Source organism: Rhodococcus sp. NPDC076796 (assembly GCF_040702765.1).
GTDB lineage: Bacteria > Actinomycetota > Actinomycetes > Mycobacteriales > Mycobacteriaceae > Rhodococcoides.
In genome coordinates, this window is the sequence record NZ_JBFBMS010000001.1 from 132708 (window position 1) to 152834 (window position 20127).

At 64.4% G+C, this 20127-nt stretch carries 21 protein-coding genes; 7 read left to right on the plus strand and 14 right to left on the minus strand.

The annotated features are described in order from the left end of the window. Positions 1–65: 65 nt before the first annotated feature. The 10 genes from katG to AB0366_RS00650 form a co-directional block, all read right to left on the minus strand. Entirely contained in the window at positions 66–2246 is a 2181-nt protein-coding gene (gene katG, locus AB0366_RS00605; RefSeq protein ID WP_366242950.1) for a catalase/peroxidase HPI, read from the minus strand. A gap of 79 nt (positions 2247–2325) precedes the next feature. Then, positions 2326–2805, minus strand: coding sequence for a Fur family transcriptional regulator (locus tag AB0366_RS00610; protein WP_121870535.1), 480 nt, complete (start codon positions 2803–2805; stop codon positions 2326–2328). A gap of 157 nt (positions 2806–2962) precedes the next feature. Next, entirely contained in the window at positions 2963–3232 is a 270-nt protein-coding gene (locus AB0366_RS00615) for a metal-sensitive transcriptional regulator (protein WP_366242309.1), read from the minus strand. Between the two features lie 52 nt (positions 3233–3284). Further along, positions 3285–3704, minus strand: a complete 420-nt coding sequence (locus tag AB0366_RS00620) for a DUF302 domain-containing protein (RefSeq protein WP_366242310.1) — start codon at positions 3702–3704, stop codon at positions 3285–3287. A 24-nt stretch (positions 3705–3728) separates the two neighbouring features. Further along, entirely contained in the window at positions 3729–5882 is a 2154-nt protein-coding gene (locus AB0366_RS00625) for an MMPL family transporter (protein ID WP_366242311.1), read from the minus strand. Positions 5883–6049: 167 nt separating this feature from the next. Continuing rightward, positions 6050–6514 (minus strand): MarR family transcriptional regulator, encoded by a 465-nt coding sequence (locus AB0366_RS00630; protein ID WP_121870537.1) that lies wholly within the window; start codon positions 6512–6514, stop codon positions 6050–6052. An 11-nt stretch (positions 6515–6525) separates the two neighbouring features. Continuing rightward, on the minus strand, positions 6526–8322 hold the full coding sequence (locus AB0366_RS00635; protein ID WP_366242312.1) for an acetyl/propionyl/methylcrotonyl-CoA carboxylase subunit alpha: 1797 nt from the start codon (positions 8320–8322) through the stop codon (positions 6526–6528). Positions 8323–8336: 14 nt separating this feature from the next. Further along, entirely contained in the window at positions 8337–8576 is a 240-nt protein-coding gene (locus tag AB0366_RS00640; protein WP_183130215.1) for an acyl-CoA carboxylase epsilon subunit, read from the minus strand. A 23-nt stretch (positions 8577–8599) separates the two neighbouring features. After that, positions 8600–10210, minus strand: coding sequence for an acyl-CoA carboxylase subunit beta (locus tag AB0366_RS00645; protein WP_366242313.1), 1611 nt, complete (start codon positions 10208–10210; stop codon positions 8600–8602). 42 nt (positions 10211–10252) lie between these two features. Next, positions 10253–11395, minus strand: coding sequence for an acyl-CoA dehydrogenase family protein (locus AB0366_RS00650; protein ID WP_121870540.1), 1143 nt, complete (start codon positions 11393–11395; stop codon positions 10253–10255). 95 nt (positions 11396–11490) lie between these two features. Here AB0366_RS00650 and AB0366_RS00655 point away from each other — a divergent pair, with 95 nt between their 5' ends. The 5 genes from AB0366_RS00655 (at position 11491) to AB0366_RS00675 (ending at position 14703) form a co-directional block, all read left to right on the plus strand. After that, a complete protein-coding gene (locus AB0366_RS00655; RefSeq protein ID WP_230596325.1) occupies positions 11491–12072 on the plus strand; it encodes a TetR/AcrR family transcriptional regulator in 582 nt (193 codons plus the stop codon). 79 nt (positions 12073–12151) lie between these two features. Continuing rightward, positions 12152–13171: an LLM class flavin-dependent oxidoreductase gene (locus AB0366_RS00660; protein WP_314142299.1), complete on the plus strand. Its 1020-nt coding sequence runs from the start codon at positions 12152–12154 to the stop codon at positions 13169–13171. Positions 13172–13257: 86 nt separating this feature from the next. Then, the gene (locus AB0366_RS00665; RefSeq protein WP_366242314.1) at positions 13258–14064 is read left to right on the plus strand and encodes a transglutaminase family protein; all 807 of its coding nucleotides are present in this window, start codon (positions 13258–13260) and stop codon (positions 14062–14064) included. A 116-nt stretch (positions 14065–14180) separates the two neighbouring features. After that, positions 14181–14351 carry a CsbD family protein gene (locus AB0366_RS00670; protein ID WP_366242315.1) on the plus strand — a complete coding sequence of 57 codons (171 nt, stop codon included), beginning with the start codon at positions 14181–14183 and terminating at the stop codon, positions 14349–14351. Between the two features lie 94 nt (positions 14352–14445). Further along, positions 14446–14703 (plus strand): DUF1049 domain-containing protein, encoded by a 258-nt coding sequence (locus AB0366_RS00675; RefSeq protein WP_314142059.1) that lies wholly within the window; start codon positions 14446–14448, stop codon positions 14701–14703. Between the two features lie 48 nt (positions 14704–14751). Here AB0366_RS00675 and AB0366_RS00680 read toward each other — a convergent pair whose 3' ends face one another. Both AB0366_RS00680 and AB0366_RS00685 read right to left on the minus strand, forming a co-directional pair. After that, positions 14752–16251: a UDP-N-acetylmuramoyl-L-alanyl-D-glutamate--2,6-diaminopimelate ligase gene (locus AB0366_RS00680; RefSeq protein ID WP_366242316.1), complete on the minus strand. Its 1500-nt coding sequence runs from the start codon at positions 16249–16251 to the stop codon at positions 14752–14754. Then, positions 16248–16553 (minus strand): hypothetical protein, encoded by a 306-nt coding sequence (locus AB0366_RS00685; RefSeq protein WP_366242317.1) that lies wholly within the window; start codon positions 16551–16553, stop codon positions 16248–16250. The genes AB0366_RS00680 and AB0366_RS00685 overlap by 4 nt, the downstream gene beginning before the upstream one ends. 273 nt (positions 16554–16826) lie before the next feature. On the opposite strand from AB0366_RS00685, the gene AB0366_RS00690 reads away from it, so the two are divergent. Beyond that, on the plus strand, positions 16827–17741 hold the full coding sequence (locus AB0366_RS00690) for a manganese catalase family protein (RefSeq protein WP_366242318.1): 915 nt from the start codon (positions 16827–16829) through the stop codon (positions 17739–17741). A gap of 102 nt (positions 17742–17843) precedes the next feature. On the opposite strand, the gene thiD is transcribed toward AB0366_RS00690, so the two are convergent. Together thiD and AB0366_RS00700 are read right to left on the minus strand one after the other, a co-directional pair. Continuing rightward, the gene (gene thiD / locus AB0366_RS00695) at positions 17844–18635 is read right to left on the minus strand and encodes a bifunctional hydroxymethylpyrimidine kinase/phosphomethylpyrimidine kinase (protein ID WP_366242319.1); all 792 of its coding nucleotides are present in this window, start codon (positions 18633–18635) and stop codon (positions 17844–17846) included. A gap of 63 nt (positions 18636–18698) precedes the next feature. Beyond that, on the minus strand, positions 18699–19433 hold the full coding sequence (locus AB0366_RS00700) for a GAF and ANTAR domain-containing protein (protein WP_366242320.1): 735 nt from the start codon (positions 19431–19433) through the stop codon (positions 18699–18701). Positions 19434–19677: 244 nt separating this feature from the next. Between AB0366_RS00700 and AB0366_RS00705 the strand changes: the two genes are divergently transcribed. Next, on the plus strand, positions 19678–20115 hold the full coding sequence (locus AB0366_RS00705; RefSeq protein ID WP_121870545.1) for an SRPBCC family protein: 438 nt from the start codon (positions 19678–19680) through the stop codon (positions 20113–20115). Positions 20116–20127 lie beyond the last annotated feature (12 nt).

Here is a 20127-nt window from a genome sequence, read left to right on the forward strand (position 1 = left end):
GAACTCGAAGCTATGGATGGATCGAGCACGGTTTCCATCCATAACTTCGAGTTCGGTACAGAAAATCAGGCCAGCTCGAACCGATCGAGCATCATGACCTTGTCCCAGGCAGCGACGAAGTCCGCAACGAACTTGTCCTTGGCGTCGTCGCAGGCGTAAACCTCAGCGAGAGCGCGCAATTCGGAGTTCGATCCGAACACCAGGTCGTTGCGGGTTCCGGTCCACTTCGTCTCACCGGTCGCCGCGTCCTTGGCCTCGTAGATGCCGTCCTCCGCGGCGGGGACCCATTCGGTGCCCATGTCGAGGAGGTTGACGAAGAAGTCGTTGGTGAGCGTTCCGACCTTGTCCGTCAGGACGCCGTGCGACGAGTTTCCGAAGTTGGCTCCGAGCACACGCAGTCCGCCGACGAGCACGGTCATCTCGGGTGCGCTGAGCGACAACAGGTTCGCCCGATCGACGAGGGAGTATTCCGCCGGAAGCTTCTGGCCCTTGCCGAGGAAGTTACGGAAACCGTCGGCCTTCGGCTCGAGATCGGAGAACGAATCGACGTCCGTCTGCTCCTGCGTCGCGTCCATGCGGCCCGGAGTGAACGGCACACTGACACCGGCTGCCTGCTCGAGTGCGGCAACGCCACCGAGAACGACGAGGTCGGCGAACGAGACCGTTCCGGAGAACGACTGCTGGATTCCTTCGAGCACACGAATGACCTGTGCGAGCTCGTCGGGCTCGTTGACCTCCCAGCCTGCCTGCGGCTGCAGGCGCAGACGGCCACCGTTGGCACCGCCGCGCTTGTCGCTGACCCGGAAAGACGATGCCGCGGCCCAGGCAGCCGAAATCAGCTGCTCCTGAGTCAGTTCGGAGTCGAGGATCGTCTTCTTGAGCTCGGCGATCTGCGCCTCACCGATCAGCTCATGATCGACGGCCGGGATCGGGTCCTGCCAGAGCAAGGTCTCGGACGGGACCTCGGGGCCGAGGTACCGCGAGACGGGTCCCATGTCGCGGTGGGTGAGCTTGAACCAGGCCTTCTGGAACTCTTCTGCGAGCTCCTCGGGATGGTCGAGCCAGCGACGGGTGATCTGCTCGTAGATCGGATCGACACGCATCGCGATGTCGGAGGTCAGCATCGACGGGTGGCGACGCTTGGTGGGATCGGCGGGGTCGGGGACGAGATCCGCGCCCTCGCCGTTCTTCGGGCGCCACTGGTGCGCACCTGCGGGGCTCTTGTAGAGCTCCCACTCGAATCCGTACAGCGTCTCGAGGAAGCTGTTGTCCCACTGGGTGGGCGTGGGGGTCCAGATGACCTCGAGACCGCTGGTGATCGCGTCTGCGCCGACGCCGCTCTGGTAGCTGTTCTTCCAGCCGAGGCCCATCTGCTCGATGGGTGCGCCCTCGGGCTCGGCACCGATGTGCACGTCGGGATCCGCTGCACCGTGCGTCTTGCCGAACGTGTGCCCACCGACGGCCAGTGCCGCGGTCTCGATGTCGTTCATGGCCATCCGGCCGAAGGTCTCGCGAATGTCCAGTGCGGACTGCACCGGATCCGGGTTGCCGTTGGGGCCTTCGGGGTTGACGTAGATCAAGCCCATCTGCACTGCGGCAAGCGGGTTCTCGAGGCTCGTGCGATCACCGTCGTAGCGCTCGTCGCCGAGCCAGGTCTGCTCCGGGCCCCAGTAGACGTCCTCGTCCGGCTCCCAGGCGTCGACGCGTCCGCCGGCGAAGCCGTAGGTGGGTAGGCCCATCGATTCGATGGCGACGTTGCCGGTGAGCACGATGAGGTCCGCCCAGGAGAGCTTGCGGCCGTACTTCTGCTTGACCGGCCAGATCAGACGACGAGCCTTGTCCAGGCTGGCGTTGTCCGGCCAGCTGTTCAGGGGTGCGAAGCGCTGCATGCCCGCTCCGGCACCGCCGCGTCCGTCCTGCTTGCGGTACGTGCCCGCGGCGTGCCACGCCATGCGGATGAAGAAGGGGCCGTAGTGACCGAAGTCGGCAGGCCACCAGGGCTGCGAATTGGTCATGAGGGCTTCGATGTCGCGCTTGACCTCGGCGAGGTCGAGGGAGTTGAACTCGGCGGCATAGTCGTAATCGGCACCCATCGGGTCGCCGACGGCCGGATTCTTCTTGAGAATCTTGAGGTTCAGAGTCTTGGGCCACCACTCGCGGTTGCTGCCACCCTCGACGGGCATCGGCATCGAGTCGTGCATGACGGGACACTTGCCACCCGACTCCTGTGGCTGATCCTCGTTCATCTCTTTTTCGCGTGTTGTGTGATCTTCTGACACGTGCTTCCTTCCAAGGTGTGACGATCGGGCTGTGATCGAGGTCGGTTCACGAACTCTGCTGTGTCCGAGAACCGGGAGGGAACGAAACAGGAGCTGTCGACTGCCCTCGAGCAGTCGAACACTGTGCGCAGAAGCCCCAGTAGATGACTTCCGCCTCGTCGATCGTGAAACCGACGGAGTCCGATGCGGTGAGACACGGCGTTTCGCCGACCGCGCAGTCCACGTCGGCGATGACGCCGCAGGAGCGGCACACCGCGTGGTGGTGGTTGTCGCCGACACGAGATTCGTACCGAGCAGGCGATCCTGCCGGTTCGATTCGCCGTACCAGGCGCGCCGCGGTCAACGCATTGAGCACGTCGTACACGGTTTGCCGCGACACCTCGGGCAGCACCGATCGCACGAGTCCGAGGATCGTGTCGGTGTCTGCATGAGGATTGGATCCGACGACCTCGAGCACCGCGACCCTGGGACGGGTCACGCGCATGTCGGCGGTGCGTAACAGCTCCGCGTACGGTGAGATCGGCATCACAGTAATACTATCCTCCGCTTTTCTGGACAAAGTCAAGTATGCAGCGGAATTCGTCGGATGTCGACCTCGACGTCGCACAACAGCGTCGTCACGGAGCAATCGCGACTCCCACTGTTCGCTCTCCCGTCGCTCCCTCGTGGGATTCGACCCAGGATCAGGCCAGCGCCAGGAATAGCTTCTCCAGTTCGGCCTCGGTCATCGGCTTCTTCTCGCCCGCGCTCTCGCCGGTCATGCATTCACGCAGACCGGTCGCCACGATCTTGAATCCGGCCTTGTCCAGCGCTCTGGAGACAGCAGCGAGCTGAGTGACCACATCCTTGCAATCGCGCCCGTTCTCGATCATCCCGATGACGCCGGCCAGCTGACCGTGCGCACGCTTGAGCCGGTTCAGTACCAGTGCGATGCTGTCTTCGTCGCCGATCATGTCGATCCCCTCGATGGTTGTGGTAGTGAACCCGATGGTACCCCCGGGGGCATCAAGCGGGATCGGATCCGGTACCGCCCAGTGCCGCGATCGCCGCCTGCAGTTTCGCGGTGGCCTCGGAGGCGACCGCACCCAACTCGGGCTCACCGGTGACCTCGACCATGATGGCCGGATTCATCGCCTCGACGACGACGGATCCCACTACGGCCATGTTCTCTCGGACCACCACGTTGCACGGCAACAGCAGGCCGATCTGCTTCATCACTCCGACGGCGCGATGAGCGAGTCCCGGGTTGCATGCCCCGAGAATCACGTAACGCTCCATGTCCTCGCCGAGCTTGGCTTTGAGGGTGGCCTGCATGTCGATTTCGGTGAGAACTCCGAATCCTTGCTCCGACAACGCCTTTCTGGTGCTGTCGATCGCGGTGTCGAAGTCGGTGTCGGTCAGTGTGGTGGACAATGCGATGTTCATGGTGACTCCTGAGAAATTGTTGTGTCAGTGCGAAAAGCGGATGGAGGGCAGTACGGCGCGCAGCCATGCCGGCGACCACCAGGCACCGTGCCCGGTCAATCGCAACAGGACGGGAAGCAGCACGAGTCGAACGAGGAACGCGTCGAGCAGTACAGCGACACCGAGGATGATGCCCATCTCCTTGGGTGGCAGCGGATCGGAGAGTGCGAACGTGAAGAACACTGCCACCATCACCGCTGCTGCGGCAAAGATGACCCGCCCGGAGTGGGCCAACCCGTCGACCTGAGCAACCCTGGAGTCACCCGAGCGTTCGTAGTGTTCCTTGGCGGTGGCCAGCAGGAACACCGTGTAGTCCATGGCGATGGCGAAGATCATCGCGAAGAAGAACACCGGGCCCCAGCCGTCCAGGAATCCTTGCGGGGTGAAACCGAGCAGTGACGCCCCGTGGCCGTCCTGGAAGATCAACTTGGCGACTCCGAAGGCCGCCGCGGTGGACAGCAGGCTCACCAGGGTGCCGAGCAGCGCGATCAGTGGGGCCTGCAGCGCCACCAGAAGCAGCACGAACCCGAGGACCAGGATGATCCCGACGACGATCGGCAGGTAGTCGTTCAGGGCCTGCTGGAGGTCCAGGTTCTCCGCGGGCGCTCCGCCGACGAGTGCCGAATCGGGCAGCGTGGATCGCAGATCGGCGAGAACGGTACTCATCGATTCGTCGGACGGATCCACCGACGGAATTGCCTGCAGCAGAGCAAATCCCGAACCGTCAGCGGCACTCTGCGGCGGCGTCACCATCGAGATCCCGTCGACCCCGGCAGCCGCGGTCGCGGTCTCGACGGCATCGGCGTCGGGCACCACGATCTGCAGCGCTCCCGGTGCGCCCGGTCCGAACTGGGCCTGCACGAGTTCGTAGCCCTGCCGCACCGGTGCGTCCTCGGGCACCACCGCGATCGACGGCATCGCTACTTTCAAGCCGAGTACCGGAAGCGCCAGGGCGATCAGAATTCCCACGGAGACGACGGCGAACGGCCACGGGTGCTTGTGCAACAGCTCGCCCCAGGCGGCGAACTTCGGGGATCGATGCTCCTGCCGTTTGGCGTACGGCAACGAGGCGGCATTGACCTTGGGTCCGAGTGCACCCAACGCCGCGGGCAACAGTGTCATCGTCGCCAACAATACGAAGGCGACGGCCAGCATGATCCCGACCGCCATCGTGCGCACCGCAGGCGCGGGGACGAGCAGCACGGCGGACAGACTCACCAGCACCGTCAGCCCGGACAACACGACGGCTTTGCCTGCGGTGTCCATGGTTTCGGCCACTGCGGCCCGAGGGTCGGCGTTGCGCAACGCGTCGCGGAATCGAGCGACAATGAACAGCGCGTAGTCGATTCCGAGCGCGAGGGCGAACATCATCGCGAAGTTCATGGCCCACACCGAGATCGGCGTGACACCGTTGAGCAGAACGAGACCACCAGCGGATGCGACGAGTCCGGCGACGGTGAGCAGCAGCGGCAATCCCGCGGCGACGAGCGATCCGAACGCAAGCACCATGATCGCCAATGTGACTGGCCACGAAAATAATTCGGCCTGGATCATCGCATCGTGGTTCGCCTTGTTGAAGTCCGACCACAGGGCCGACGAACCGGTGGGATACACCTCGATTCCGTCGGTCGAGAGCGCGGTCAACCGCTCCTTCACATCGTCGACGGCTTTGACCATCTCGTCGGTGGTGCCGTTCGCCCCGGCGATGACGATGCCGGTGCGGCCGTCCGGGCTGATCGTCATACCCGGTTGCGGCGCAACGACGTCCCCGAATCTGGTGTCGCCGGTGAATACGTCGGAGACGTCGGCAATCACATCCTGAACAGCGGGATCGGTGATGGGTGCCGAGTCGGAGTGGACGACCACCTGCACCGCCGCGGAGGAATTACCGCCGAAGTGCTGCTGGGCCAACTCTCGAACCTGTACGGATTCGGATCCGTTCGCCTGCCATCCTGCTCCGGCCAGCGACGAGAACACCGAGGGCGCAAACGAACCGAGGCCCACGAGCACGATGAGCCACACACCGAACACCCACCGCCGGTGAGTCACCATCGAGCCGCCCGCGCGGCCGAGCAGGCCCGGCTCGGCCTGAGGCCGATCATCAGGTGGGCGAAGAACTTCGGCGTCACGCAGCGACATTGTGCTCCTATACGGGTGGGGGTATCGAACGGGGCAGACGAAACCCTCGAACGAACGAACCTGCCCACCTTCGCACATACCCAAGGGGGTATGCAAGTACCCCTGGGGGTATCACCTCAGGGGTACTTGTTCTTCAGAGCCGAATAGCCGGTGTTGTCACCCGCCGGTCAGCGCCGACCGTTCCACTGTTTCTCGATGCCACGCAACACCTCGAGCGTCCGAGCAGAGTCGGCATCGACCGCCATCCTCGACCGAGCGCGCTCGAGCGCACGCTCGGCCCGAGTGACCGCACGGTGCCCCGAGTCGGTGGCCTCGACCATGTACTGCTGCCGATTTCGCGGATTGACGCTACGCACCAGCAACCCCGCCTCGACGAGACTGGCCGTCGTGGCGGTGATACTCGTCCGGTGTCGCACCAACTCACGCGACAGCGCACTGTAGGACATCGGCCCTCGCCTGGACACCAGTTCCAGCACCTCGTACCTCGCCCAGCTCAGCCCCTGCGCATCCAGTGCCTCCGCCAGACGAACCCGCGCGGCCGACGCCATGCGCAGCACCGTGGACACGATTTCGAGCTCGGTGGAATGCACCGGAGAGGTACCACCGTCGAACGATTCAGCGAGGGCAGTCATCGGACACTCCCCTACTTGATCTCTGCGAGGACGGTGCCTTGGGTGATGGCGTCGCCTGCGGTGACGGTCAGGCCGGTGATGGTGCCTGCTTTGTGGGCGTTGACGGGGTTTTCCATTTTCATTGCTTCGAGGACGGCGATGAGGTCGCCTGCGTCGACGGTTTGGCCTTCGGTGACGGCGACTTTGACCACGGTGCCCTGCATCGGTGCGGTGACCGAGTCGCCGGATGCCGCGCCGGCTCCGGCTCCGCCGCGGGTGCGGGCTTTGGGTTTGCGGCGCACCGCTCCCGCAGGTCCGCCGCCGTTGCCACCGAGGGACAGTTCCCCGGGTAGGGAGACCTCGACGCGTCGGCCGCCGACCTCGACGACCACCGACTGCCGGGGCAGGACCTCGTCGTCGTCGATGGGTTGTCCGGCGGTGAACGGGGGGACCTGGTTGTCCCATTCGGTTTCGATCCAGCGGGTGTGGACGTCGAAGGATTCGCCGTCGCCGATGAACGCGGGATCGGAGACCACCGCGGCGTGGAACGGAATCACCGTCGCCAACCCTTCGACGGTGAACTCCGCGAGCGCTCGACGCGAACGCGCCAACGCTTCCTCGCGGGTGGCTCCGGTGACGATGAGCTTGGCGAGCATCGAGTCGAACTGGCCCCCGATCACCGAGCCGGATTCGACTCCGGAATCGACGCGCACACCGGGCCCGGAGGGGGCGGTGAAGGTGGTGACCGGTCCGGGGGCGGGCAGGAACCCGCGTCCGGCGTCTTCGCCGTTGATCCGGAACTCGAACGAATGCCCCCGCGGTTCGGGGTCTTCGGTGATGGACAGTTCTTCGCCGTTGGCGATCTTGAACTGCTGCAGCACCAGGTCGATGCCGGAGGTTTCCTCGGTGACGGGATGCTCGACCTGCAGTCGGGTGTTGACCTCGAGGAAGGAGACGAGGCCGTCTTGGCCGACGAGGTATTCGACGGTGCCGGCACCGTAGTAGCCGGCTTCGAGGCAGATGGCTTTGGCGCTCGAGTGAATTTCTTTGCGTTGGGCGTCGGTGAGGAACGGGGCGGGGGCTTCTTCGACGAGTTTCTGGAACCGGCGCTGCAGCGAGCAGTCGCGGGTGCCGGCGACGATGACGTTGCCGTGCTGGTCGGCAATCACCTGGGCTTCGACGTGGCGGGGCTTGTCGAGGTAGCGCTCGACGAAGCATTCCCCACGCCCGAACGCGGCGACCGCTTCGCGGGTGGCCGAATCGAACAGTTCGGGAATTTCCTCGCGGGTGCGGGCGACTTTCATGCCGCGTCCGCCGCCACCGAACGCGGCCTTGATCGCGATCGGGAGGCCGTGTTCGTCGACGAACGCAAGGATTTCGTCGGCATCCTTGACCGGCTCGGACGTACCGGGGACCGACGGGGCTTTGGCGCGGGCGGCGATGTGACGGGCGGTGACCTTGTCGCCGAGGTCGCGGATCGACTGCGGGGACGGTCCGATCCAGATCAGTCCGGCGTCCATGACGGCCTGGGCGAAGTCGGCGTTCTCGGAGAGAAATCCGTAGCCGGGGTGGATGGCGTCGGCACCGGACTTGGCGGCCGCATCCAAGATCTTGTCGATCACCAGATACGACTCCGCCGACGACTGCCCACCGAGAGCGAAGGCTTCGTCGGCCAATCGGACGAACGGGGCATCGGCATCGGGCTCGGCGTACACAGCGACACTGGCCAACCCGGCATCGGCGGCCGCCCGGATCACCCGCACCGCGATCTCACCACGATTGGCGACAAGAACCTTCGAGATTTTCTTATGGGAAGTCGAGGTAGTCATGTATTGAAATTCCTTCACTGGCCATATCGGGCATTGACGAAAAGAGCTGGGGCACTGGCAAGTCCGTATCGATGCAGATCCTCGGGACGACCCCACAGATCCGATACAACCGGAGCTTCGACGGTCGCCGAAGACCGCGCTGCGGTCAGAACAGCAACAACGGCAGCGATGTCGGCGTCGGTGGGGCTTCCGCGAAACGACCAACCAGGCGACGCAGCAACATGATTCGCGTCGCCGTTCGTTTCGTTGCTCACTGCGTCATGATTCGCTTCGCCGCTCATAGTGGGATGTTTCCGTGTTTCTTGGGTGGGAGGGTGACTTGTTTGCGTTCGAGTAGTCGTAGTGCGGTGACGATCTGGCCGCGGGTGTGGCTCGGGGGGATGACGGCGTCGAGGTAGCCGCGTTCGGCGGCGATGTAGGGGTTGACGAGGGTGTCCTCGTATTCCTGCTGCAACGTCAACCGGAGGGCGTCGACGTCTTCACCGTTCTTCGCCGCCTCGAGCAACTGTTTGCGGTAGACGAATCCGACGGCACCGGAGGCTCCCATGACCGCGATCTGCGCGGTGGGCCAGGCGAGGTTGACGTCGGCTCCCATGTGCTTGGATCCCATCACGTCGTACGCCCCGCCGTACGCTTTGCGGGTGATGACGGTGATCTTCCCGACCGTTGCTTCGCCGTAGGCGTAGAGCAGTTTCGCGCCGCGTCGGATGATGCCGTTGTATTCCTGGCCGGTGCCGGGCAGAAAGCCCGGTACGTCGACCAGGGTGATGATCGGGACGTTGAAGCAGTCGCAGGTGCGCACGAACCGGGCAGCCTTCTCGGAGGCGTCGATATCCAATGTGCCCGCGAACTGGGTGGGTTGGTTGGCCACGATCCCCACCGATCGGCCGTCGATGCGCCCGAACCCGACGATGATGTTGCGTGCCCGACCTTCCTGGACTTCGAGGAATTCGTCGTCGTCGAGGATCCGGGTGATGACCTCGTGCATGTCGTAGGGGGTGTTCGGTGAATCGGGGATCAGGGTGTCGAGTTCGAGATCCTCGGCAGTGAGCGAGTCCTCGATGGACCCGACAACCGGGTCCGACGGTGCGGTGCGGGGGGCGTCGGCGCGATTGTTCGACGGCAGGTACGACAGCAGGTCGCGGACGTAGTCGAGGGCGTCCTGTTCTCCGGAGGCGACGTAGTGCGCGACCCCGGATTTCTCCATGTGGGTTCTCGCGCCGCCGAGTTCTTCCATCGTGACGTTCTCACCGGTGACGGTTTTGATGACGTCGGGTCCGGTGACGAACATCTGGCTCGTGCCGTCGACCATGACCACGAAGTCGGTCAACGCCGGGGAGTAGACGTGCCCGCCTGCGGCGGGTCCCATGATCACCGAGATCTGCGGGATGACCCCCGACGCGCGGACGTTGCGGTGGAAGATCTCGCCGTACAGTCCGAGGGAGACGACCCCTTCCTGGATGCGGGCTCCGGCGCCTTCGTTGATGCCGACCAGAGGGCGGCCGGTCTTGACGGCCAGGTCCATCACTTTGACGATCTTCTCGCCGTAGATTTCCCCCAACGAGCCGCCGAAGACGGTCGCGTCCTGGGAGAACACGCACACATCGCGGCCGTCGACGGTGCCGTAGCCGGTGACGACACCGTCACCGAAGGGCCGGTTGTCGGCCAACCCGAAGTTCTGGGAGCGGTGCCGGGCCAGGGCGTCGAGTTCGACGAACGAGCCCTCGTCGAGCAGGGCGGTGATCCGCTCGCGGGCGGTCAGCTTGCCTTTGGCGTGGACCTTGTCCACCGCTGCCTCACCGGACGGAATCTCCGCAACCGCGAGACGTTTACGAAGATCGGCCAATTTACCCGCAGTGGTATGGATATCGGGTTCGGTTGTCGTCATGCAGATGTCCCCTACGTTGTGTGGAATGGCAGATTTCGATCGTCAGTTCGTGGCAAGAGAGCGTGCGATCACCAGACGCTGAATCTGGTTGGTGCCCTCGAAGATCTGAGTGATCTTGGCGTCGCGCATGTATCGCTCGACGCGGAAGTCGCGGGTGTACCCGTAGCCACCGAACACCTGCACCGCATCGGTGGTCACCTTCATGGCAGCATCGGTGGCGATCAGCTTTGCCACGGAAGCGTTGCGCGAGTACGGAAGTCCGGCGTCACGCCGGCGGGCAGCATCGAGGTAGGTGGCGCGGGCCGAGTCCACTGCGGCCGCCATGTCCGCCAGCACGAAACCCAGGCCCTGGTGGTCGATGATCTTCTTGCCGAACGCCGTCCGCTCCTGGGCGTACTTCACCGCGTCGTCGAGCGCCGCCTGCGCGATTCCCACTGCCACAGCGGCAATTCCGAGCCGTCCGGCATCGAGTGCGCTGAAGGCGATCTGCAACCCCTGCCCCTCCGCACCGATTCGCCACTCGGTGGGTACGTGCACGTTGTCGTAGTGCGCCGAGGTCGTCGGGATCGCGTGCAGTCCCATCTTCTCCTCGGGCCTGCCGAAGCTCAGACCGTCGGTTCCATCCGGAACTAGAAAGCACGAGATGCCCTTCGATCCTTCGCCTGTCCGGGCGAACAGGTTGTAGAAGTCGGCCACTCCGCCGTGCGTGATCCACGCCTTCGAACCGTTGACCGTGTAGCCACCCTCGGTCGGGGTGGCCTTGCAGCTCAGTGCGGCGGCGTCGGAGCCGGCCTGCGCCTCGGACAGTGAGTACGCGCCGATCTGTGCACCACCGAGCATCCCGGGAAGCTTGTCGGCTTTCTGCTGATCGGTACCGAAAACCATCAGGGGGTGGCAGGCCAGGCCGTGCACGCTCACCGCAACGGCCACTGCCGCCCAGCGCGATGCCAGTTCTTCGAGAACCTGGAGATAGACCTCGTACGGTTGTCCTCCCCCGCCCCATTCCTCCGCGTACGGCAGGCTCAACAGGCCCGCCTCGCCGAGGGTGTCGAACACTCCGTCGGGGTACGCCTCGCGCCGTTCGTGATCGTCGACGATCGGGTCGAGCACCTTGTCTGCCACGTCGCGGGTCAGCGCGATGAGGTCGCGCGCTTCGGCAGTGGGCAACAGACGATCGACGGGCACGTGAAAAACCTCCGGAAAGTTCGGATCAGTACTGCAGGGCGATCCGCAGTACTGATGCAGAGTACTGCACAAGACGATGCAGTACCATCCCTGATGTGAACGCACCCGTGACCTCGCATGCCACGGCTCGCCGTTCCGAGCTCTTCGACCAGCTCGTGAGTCTGTTTCTGGCAGAGGGCTTCGCGCACCTGACGCTCGACACCATCGCGGCCCGCCTCCGCTGCTCCAAGTCCACGCTGTACACACTGGCGTCGAGCAAGGACCAGCTTGTCGGCGGTGCCACCGTGCACTACTTCAAGTCCATGACCACGCAGGTCGAAAGCGCGGTCGCCGAGGTCGATGGCACCCGCAATCGCATCACCACGTATCTGACTGCGGTGGGAGCAGCCCTGGAGTCGGCGTCCGAGCAGTTCATGACGGACCTGGCGTCACTCGAGGCGGCCCGCTCGGTGTACGAACGGAACACCGCGATCGCCGCGCGCCGCGTCCAGGAGTTGATCAGCGAGGGCGTGGCCAGTGGCGAGGTGCGCGACGTGCACGCGGCCTTCGTCGGCGACGTCGCCTCCTCGGTCATGGTTCGCATTCAGACTCGCGAGGTGTTCCGCCTGACCGGACTGAGCGACGGCGACGCCTATCTCGAACTGGCGAAGCTCTTGACCGCCGGCATCGGTGCGTAGCCCCGACGCCGGGAATGGATTCGACCCGACACACGCTGAAGTACAGTGAATAGTTGATCCTTCAACGAAAGAGCGCGTGATGAAGAAGATCGGATTTCTGTCCTTCGGGCATTGGTCGGCGTCCCCACAGTCACAGACGCGGTCGGCGTCGGACGTGCTGCTGCAGTCCATCGACCTCGCGGTCGCGGCCGAAGAACTGGGTGCCGACGGCGCGTACTACCGCGTCCATCACTTTGCCAGCCAACTCGCGTCACCGTTCCCCCTCCTCGCCGCCGTCGGTGCCAAGACGAGCACCATCGAGATCGGCACCGGCGTCATCGACATGCGCTACGAGAATCCGTTCTACATGGCCGAGGACTCGGGTTCCGCCGATCTCATCTCGGGCGGACGGTTGCAGCTCGGGGTCAGCCGAGGATCGCCCGAGCAGGTCATCGAGGGGTATCGCCATTTCGGCTACACACCCGCCGAGGGTTCCGATCACGCAGACATGGCCCGCGAGCACACCCGCATCTACCTCGATCTACTCGAGGGCAAGGGCTTCGCACAGCCGAATCCACGGCCGATGTTTCCCAATCCGCCCGGACTCCTGCGCCTCGAACCGCACTCCCCCGGTCTCCGACAGCGCATCTGGTGGGGTGCCGGCACCCGCGAAACCGCCGAATGGACCGCGCGCCAAGGCATGAATCTGATGAGCTCGACGCTGTTGAGCGAAGACACCGGAGTGCCGTTCCATCAGTTGCAGGCCGAGCAGATCGAACGATTCCACAAAACGTGGAGCGACGCCGGACACGATTTCGCACCGCGAACGTCGGTGAGCCGCAGCATCTTTCCGATCGTCAACGATCTCGATCGCGCCTACTTCGGTCGAGAGGGCAGCGGCGACGATCAAGTCGGCTACATCGACGGTGGCAAAGCCCGATTCGGCAAGACATACGCAGGCGAACCCGACCGACTGATCGAGGAGCTCGCTGCGGACGAAGCGATCGCAGCCGCCGATACGCTACTGCTCACCGTCCCCAACCAATTGGGCGTCGACTACTGCGCGCACGTCCTCGACACTGTGCTGCGTGACGTCGCCCCGGCGCTGGGGTGGCGCTGAACACTCGCAGAGCGAGATGGGGTTGGTTTCGGCGGATACGGGTACTGGCAGCACGTTCATCCACCACCACCTGCCGGGAGTTCTAAGTGCTCAAACGCGACGTATCCGCACGCCTCGATGTAGACATCACCGCAGCCACCACGCTCGAATTCCAGATCGCGATTGCGCCACACCCGGGCACGACGGTCACCGAATCACTGTCCTTCGTTCTCGACGGCACCCCGATCGAGGCGAAGGAAGTGAGCGGGCCGCACGGCAACCGAATTCACGTCATGCCTGCCGATGTCGGCAACCTGCAGGTGTCGTACGACGCCACGATCTTGGGAAACACCACCCCGGCACCGGTCACCGACTACGACATGTCGCTCTACCTTCGACCCAGCCGGTACGCCGAGGCCGACAAGTTCTACGGTTTCGCCGCAACCGAATTCGGCGACTACGCGGACTCCGAGGAACTGCTGGCCAAGATTTCCGCGTGGGTCGGCGCTCGCCTGAGCTACGTTCCCGGAAGCAGTGATCCGATCGATGGAGCTGTCGACACGCTGCTCGCCGGACAGGGCGTCTGCCGGGACTACTCGCACCTCGTGGTTGCCATGCTGCGTGCGGTCAACGTTCCGGCCCGCCTGGTGGCGGTGTACGCACCCGGCTGCGATCCGATGGACTTCCACGCCGTCGCCGAGGCGTTCGTGGGTGGCCAGTGGCGCGTCGTCGATGCCACCTGCCTCGCCCCGCGCTCGACGCTGGTGCGCATCTCGGTCGGTCGCGACGCCGCCGACACCGCATTCCTGGACAACCACAAGGGTGCCATCACGCTGAACAGTTCCGTGGTCACCGCGGTGGTCGACGGCGACCTCCCCCATGACGACATCACCGAGCTGGTCTCCCTCACCTGACCCTCCGACCGAACGCCGCCGTGATGTGATCTGCATCACGGCGGCGTTTGTTTTCGGCGACCAAAACCGACTAAGTATCCGTTACCAACATTCACAGCCACCTGAAAGGGGCCCACATGAGCTTCATCGACAAGGCCAAGAACGCAGCAGAAGACGCCATCGGCAAGGCCAAGGAAGTTGTCGGCGACGCCACCGACAACAAGGACCTCGAGGCCGAGGGCAAGAAGGACCAGGGCTCGGCAGGCGTGAAGAAGGTCGGCGAGAACATCAAGGGCACCTTCAAGTAACCACCCCCCTTCGCATCGAGTGCCGCCGATCTCGATGATCGGCGGCACTCGCTTTTCACCCCACCCACTTCACACCAGAGAACGGATTCCCCTCATGACCACATCGACCGATACGACCACCACCAAGCGGCGCGGCGGATTCGCCTCCAAGTTCGCCCTCCTCATCACGCTCGTCCTCGTCGCAGCACTGGTGATCTTCGTGCTGCAGAACACGATTCACACCAACATCAACTTCCTCGGCTGGAACTTCGAGCTCGCTCAGGGTGTGTCCCTGCTCGGTGCCGCTGTCGTCGGTGCCGTCATCACGCTCGCCGCAACGGCCGCACTGAAGGTTCGACGCGCAGTTCGCTGATCACGTAGAGCCGGTCGACGACACCGTCGACCGGCACAACCACGTGACTCAGACGATGTCGCGCAACAGTTCTCGAAGCACCACGCGATCGTCGAACTCGACGATCTCACGACCGTAGACCTGCTCGGTGTCGCAGCCTCGGCCCGCGATCACAACCACGTCTCCGGGCCCGGCGGTGTGCACCGCAAGAGCCAGCGCGGCACGGCGATCCGGCTCCACCATCACCACTGCCGACCGCGCAGCTCTCGCGCCCTCTGCCACTGCTCGGCGGATGGCATCGGCGTCCTCGGACAGCGGGCTCTCATCGCTGACGATCACCACGTCCGCCAGAGCCGCCGCGGTGGCACCCAGCGGGAAGCGCTTGCCGGGATCGCGTTCCCCTGTCGCTCCGACAACCACTATGACCCGTCCGGTCACCAGAGATCGCACGAACGGCAGCAAACTGCGCTGCCCCGCGGTGTTGTGCATGTAGTCGACGAGGGCCAGAAACGACTGCCCGACGTCGATACGTTCGAGCCGGCCGGGAACCGAACGGACGCGCTCGAACCCGGCGGCGACCGACTCGAGATCTTTGCCCGCAGCCAATGCAACGGCCAACGCTGTCAGCGCGTTGCTCGCCTGATGCGGTCCGAGCAGGGGTAGGCGAATGTGCAGCGAACCCAGCGGAGTTCGCACCGTCATGGACGTATCGACCCCGGTGCACTCGATGTTCTCGCCCAGGACGTCTGCGCGCGGATCGGCTGCAGACCACGTCCAGCACGGAACGTCGACCAGCCGGGCCAGTCTTCTGCCGTGCACGTCGTCGATCCCCACCGCCGCGACGGCCGTTCGGTCGGCTGCGAACAACTCGGCCTTCGCCGCGAAGTACTCGTCCATGCTGCCGTGATAGTCGAGATGGTCCGGGCCGAGATTGGTGAACCCGACCGCTGCGAACCGCACGCCGTCGACGCGGTGTTCGGAGACTGCGTGCGAGGACACCTCGAGGGCAACGGCGGTTGCCCCCTCGTCGCGAAATCGTCCGAGTGTGCGCTGGACGGTGGCGGCCTCCGGTGTCGTTCGTGCCGTCGGCACCGACGTCAGTGGTCCTCGAAGACCTATGCCGGTCATCGTGCCGACAACCTCTCCGGACGCGGCGAGTCCAGCGGCGAGAAGCAACGCGGTGCTGGTCTTTCCATTGGTGCCGGTCACGCCGTACATGCCCATCGCATCGGCCGGATACCGATGGATCCGGGCGCAGACCGGACCGGCGCTTCGACGCGGATCCGCAACGACGATGGTCGGCAGTACGGTCGACACTCGGTCGGACAGCACTGCGACTGCTCCGCGCCCGAACGCCTCGATCTCAAAATCCAGTCCGTGAACACGGGTGCCGGGAAGCGCTACGTACAGGTCCCCGGGCATCACGGTTCGCGAGTCGTCACTGGCCCCGGTCACCCGAACGGACTCGATGGGTTCCGGTGATCCGAGTGAGAGGGCCAGTTCGGCCAGGGGCACACCGACGACTCTCGACGGTGACCGTTGGCTCTCGTACGACGCGGAGTCGGTCAATGCCCTGCGGGGTCCGTCAGCGACTTACCCTCCTGCGCTTTGACGCGGCGGCGTTCGAGCAGCACCAGCACGATTCCGGCAATCAGGAGGATCGGCGCGGCCACCGCCCCGATCCACGTCCAACCACTGAACCCGTACCCGGCCGCGGTGAGAGTGAGGCCGAGGCTCACCAACGCCAGACCGATGCAGATGTATCCCGGCCAGTTGCGGGTGTCGACGATCGCCTCACCGGCGTGACCACGTGTGGTCCGATCTTCGTCGGTGGCGCCGGCGTCGGAATCGGCGGAGTACTCGTCTGCCATGTGGACCTCTCGAAAGTGATGTGCGCTGATACCGGCAGCCGATCGAAGAACTGTTTCGAAGAATCGACCAACGACTGCTGCACTCCTTCTTCCCGCAATTCGGCGGAGGCAAACCTGACACCGAAATACGCGCCGATTTGCACAGCCGGAAATCGCGGTTTCGGGCCGATAATTTCAGCCGAAACTGTTGCTACACAGGCGGTTTGCTTGATTTTTTGGCGGGTAACCGAATTGAGCCACTGACAATTCGCTACGTACTGAAATGGAGTTTACATGTTTCGCCATACCGATTTCATGCAAATGGACGTCAAGCCGGAAAAGCCGGACCCGGTCTACGCCCGTAAGCTCCAAGAGCTGATCGGCGGTGCCTACGGCGAGATGACCGTGACGATGCAGTACCTGTTCCAGGGATGGAATTGCCGTATGGAAGGCAAATACAAAGACCTGATCATGGACATCGCCACCGAGGAAATGGGCCATGTCGAAATGCTGGCCACCATGGTGGCCCGGTTGCTCGAAGGTGCGCCGGCCACGGACTCGACCGCAATGGCAGCGGCCGACCCCGTCGTAGCAGCGGTGATGGGCGGCATGGATCCCCAGCAGGCAATCGTCTCCGGCGGTGGGCCGACACTGTCCGATTCCAACGGCGTCCCCTGGAACGGCCGATTCATCGTGGCCAGCGGTAACCTTCTGGCCGACTTTCGCGCCAACGTCGCAGCCGAGGCTCAAGGCCGACTGCAGACCGCACGTCTGTACAACATGACCGACGACCCGGGCGTCAAGGCGATGCTCCAATTCAACTTGGCGCGCGACACCCACCACCAGAACCTCTGGCTCGCAGCCATCGAGGAACTGCAGGCCGACGGCCTCGAGGACGTCGTTGCCCCCAACGCCCTTCTCGACGTCGAAGAACAGGGCAACCACGCGTTCGATCTGTGGCATCTCTCGGACGGTGAGTTCTCCTCCACCGGCGGCTGGGCCGACAGGTTGGCACCGGACGGCGTGCACCAGATGGGCTTCTACGCCGATCCGCAGCCCAAGGGCGGCAAAGCGTCGGCTCCCGCCCCCGATCCACTTCTCTACGCGACGTACGACGGCGCCAAGGGTGCCCCCGCAACGGCGGCACTCGGTACGGAGAAGGGGGTCATGGGCAAGATCAAGGACGCGCTCGATCCCGACGAGAAGTAGCCCTGGAGCTCGCGCCTGCAGGGTCCGGCAGGGGTCCTCCTGCCGTACCCTGCGCCGAAATTTGCTGCTGCGCAATAGATTCGGCCGATGAGACGCGAGCGATCAGTCGTGCCATCCCACTGCAGCGAACGGTGCGTTGCTCGTCACTCGGCCGATGATGCCTGCGTGCGCGAAGTCCTTGGCGGTTGCCACCGCATCGAGCACGTCCACACCCTTGGCCAGCTCAGCGGTGATGGCCGCCGCGAAGACGCAGCCCGCTCCCGAGACCCGCTCGTCGCCGATCTTGGGAGCGCGCAACACGGTCAGTTCGGAACCGTCCCAGACGACGTCGACGGCCTCGTCGCCGGGCAATCCCGCACCACCCTTGACCACCACGTAGCCCGGTCCGAGATCGGCAATTCGCTTGGCCGCCTCGCCCAGATCGTCGACGGTGGTGATGGCGTCCATCCCGGACAACGTCTGCGCTTCGAACAGGTTGGGGGTGATCACGGTGGCCAGCGGAAGAATGTCGCGCCGAAGCGCATTGTCGGTGTCGAGCGCCGCGCCCGGCTCCTGCCCCTTGCAGATCAACACCGGATCGACCACCACGTGCCGCCACGGCTGCAGACGCAACGAGCTCGCCACGGTCTCGACGGTAGCGGGCGTGCCGAGCATGCCGATCTTGACGACATCGAGATCGTGTGCGGCTGTGGCAACTTCGATCTGATCGGCGATGACCGAGCTGTCGATGGGGACGAAACGATGGCCCCAGCCGGACTTCGGATCGAACGAGACGATGCACGTGATGGTGCCGACTCCGTAGACCCCGAGCCGCTCGAATGTCTTGAGATCTGCCTGCAAACCGGCTCCACCGGTGGCTTCCGAACCTGCGATCACGTACGCGATAGTCGACATGAGCTCAGTATGACAAGCACCGCTGCGCCTCGAATCAGGTGGTCGAGCGGCGGGTCAGTGCGGTCAGCTCGGCAGATCGGGCTTGGTCGGGTGGTCACGGCTGATCAGCTGCGCCGCCAAAATCGACACCGGCACGTTCATTTCCTGCGACAGCGCGCCGAGCATATCGAAGGCGCGGATGGCGTCGACATCGAAACGCTCCATGATGATCCCTTTGGCCTGACCGATTCGATCTCGCGAAGCCAGAGCGCTGCGAAATTGCTCACCACGCCGAGCACTGGACAGCGCGATCGCCGCGTGTGTGGCCAGGTTCAGTGCCGAATCCTCGGTCTCCGGATCGAACCGGCCGGTGCCCTCGGCGAGCAGATTGAGCGCGCCCAGTTCCTGTCCGTCGGTGTAGAGCTGGATGGACAGAACCGAGCGGACCGGAGTCTGTTCGACCACCGCACGAGTCAGACGTGGCCACCGGTCTTCCGTTTCGACATCCTCGATCCGCACCGTCTGATGAGTCCAGATGGCCTCGAAACACGGGCCCTGTCCATGCTCGTGCTGCAATGCATCGAATGTGCGAGGCGCATCGCCGGTCGAGGCCGTCGACTCCAGGTACTCCGGGCGTCGACCCTTGCCTACTCGCCGGACCAGAGTGACCCCCGCATGGTCCACGCCGTCGAGTAATCGCACGGCCGCCGCCGTGACCTCCTCCAACACCTGCTGCTGCGTCAAAGATCCGTGGACGACCGTTCCGTGCGCCGTGAGAGCCATCTGCGAGATTCGTTCGTAGATGTCGACCTGTTCCACGTCTTCATCCTTTCGACCGCATGCGTCCCGTCCGTACCTTCTCACACCGGTGCGATGGTGCGCAGTCCCTGCGAACTGCTCTCCTACCTTCGATTGAGGTGGACCGTTTCGGGGCATACGGCAGTGTCGGGTCGTTTCACCGAACGATCGCAGCATCGAGAGTGCCCCACTTCCAGCCCCGGAGTGTCGACGAGCACCGATCGCGCGCTCACACAACACCACGAGAGATTTCGGAGGCCGAATCGTGCCCACGAGCAGAGACACCACAGCCAGCTGTGAGGACGTCTGGAACGTTCTGGCGAACGGATGGACGTACGCCACCTGGGTGGTCGGTGCATCCCGAATTCGCGCAGTCGACGACACCTGGCCCGCCGCCGGTGCCGCGATCCACCACTCGGTGGGTGCCTGGCCCGCCGTCCTGAGCGACATCACGCGCTCGGTGGGAATTCATGCCGACCGCGAAATCCGGCTCGAGGCGCGAGCGTTGCCGTTCGGCAAGGCGTCGATCACCTTGCGGCTGCATCCGATTGCCACCGGCTGCCGCATCGAGATCATCGAACATGCGATCACGCCGCCCTTCGACCTGGTGCCGAACAGGGTGCAGCATCTCTTGTCGCATCCGCGCAACGCCGAGGCACTACGCCGGCTCGCTCTGCTGGCAGAGCGGTCCACGGCTCCGTGAGCAAGTCCCCAC

Excerpts from the sequence above, each read along its gene's own strand:
- katG (WP_366242950.1), bottom strand. The coding sequence starts at position 2,246 with ATGAACGAGGATCAGCCACAGGAGTCGGGTGGCAAGTGTCCCGTCATG.
- AB0366_RS00610 (WP_121870535.1), bottom strand. The coding sequence starts at position 2,805 with ATGCCGATCTCACCGTACGCGGAGCTGTTACGCACCGCCGACATGCGC.
- AB0366_RS00615 (WP_366242309.1), bottom strand. The coding sequence starts at position 3,232 with ATGATCGGCGACGAAGACAGCATCGCACTGGTACTGAACCGGCTCAAG.
- AB0366_RS00620 (WP_366242310.1), bottom strand. The coding sequence starts at position 3,704 with ATGAACATCGCATTGTCCACCACACTGACCGACACCGACTTCGACACC.
- AB0366_RS00625 (WP_366242311.1), bottom strand. The coding sequence starts at position 5,882 with ATGTCGCTGCGTGACGCCGAAGTTCTTCGCCCACCTGATGATCGGCCT.
- AB0366_RS00630 (WP_121870537.1), bottom strand. The coding sequence starts at position 6,514 with ATGACTGCCCTCGCTGAATCGTTCGACGGTGGTACCTCTCCGGTGCAT.
- AB0366_RS00635 (WP_366242312.1), bottom strand. The coding sequence starts at position 8,322 with ATGACTACCTCGACTTCCCATAAGAAAATCTCGAAGGTTCTTGTCGCC.
- AB0366_RS00645 (WP_366242313.1), bottom strand. The coding sequence starts at position 10,210 with ATGACGACAACCGAACCCGATATCCATACCACTGCGGGTAAATTGGCC.
- AB0366_RS00660 (WP_314142299.1), top strand. The coding sequence starts at position 12,152 with ATGAAGAAGATCGGATTTCTGTCCTTCGGGCATTGGTCGGCGTCCCCA.
- AB0366_RS00670 (WP_366242315.1), top strand. The coding sequence starts at position 14,181 with ATGAGCTTCATCGACAAGGCCAAGAACGCAGCAGAAGACGCCATCGGC.
- AB0366_RS00675 (WP_314142059.1), top strand. The coding sequence starts at position 14,446 with ATGACCACATCGACCGATACGACCACCACCAAGCGGCGCGGCGGATTC.
- AB0366_RS00685 (WP_366242317.1), bottom strand. The coding sequence starts at position 16,553 with ATGGCAGACGAGTACTCCGCCGATTCCGACGCCGGCGCCACCGACGAA.
- AB0366_RS00690 (WP_366242318.1), top strand. The coding sequence starts at position 16,827 with ATGTTTCGCCATACCGATTTCATGCAAATGGACGTCAAGCCGGAAAAG.
- thiD (WP_366242319.1), bottom strand. The coding sequence starts at position 18,635 with ATGTCGACTATCGCGTACGTGATCGCAGGTTCGGAAGCCACCGGTGGA.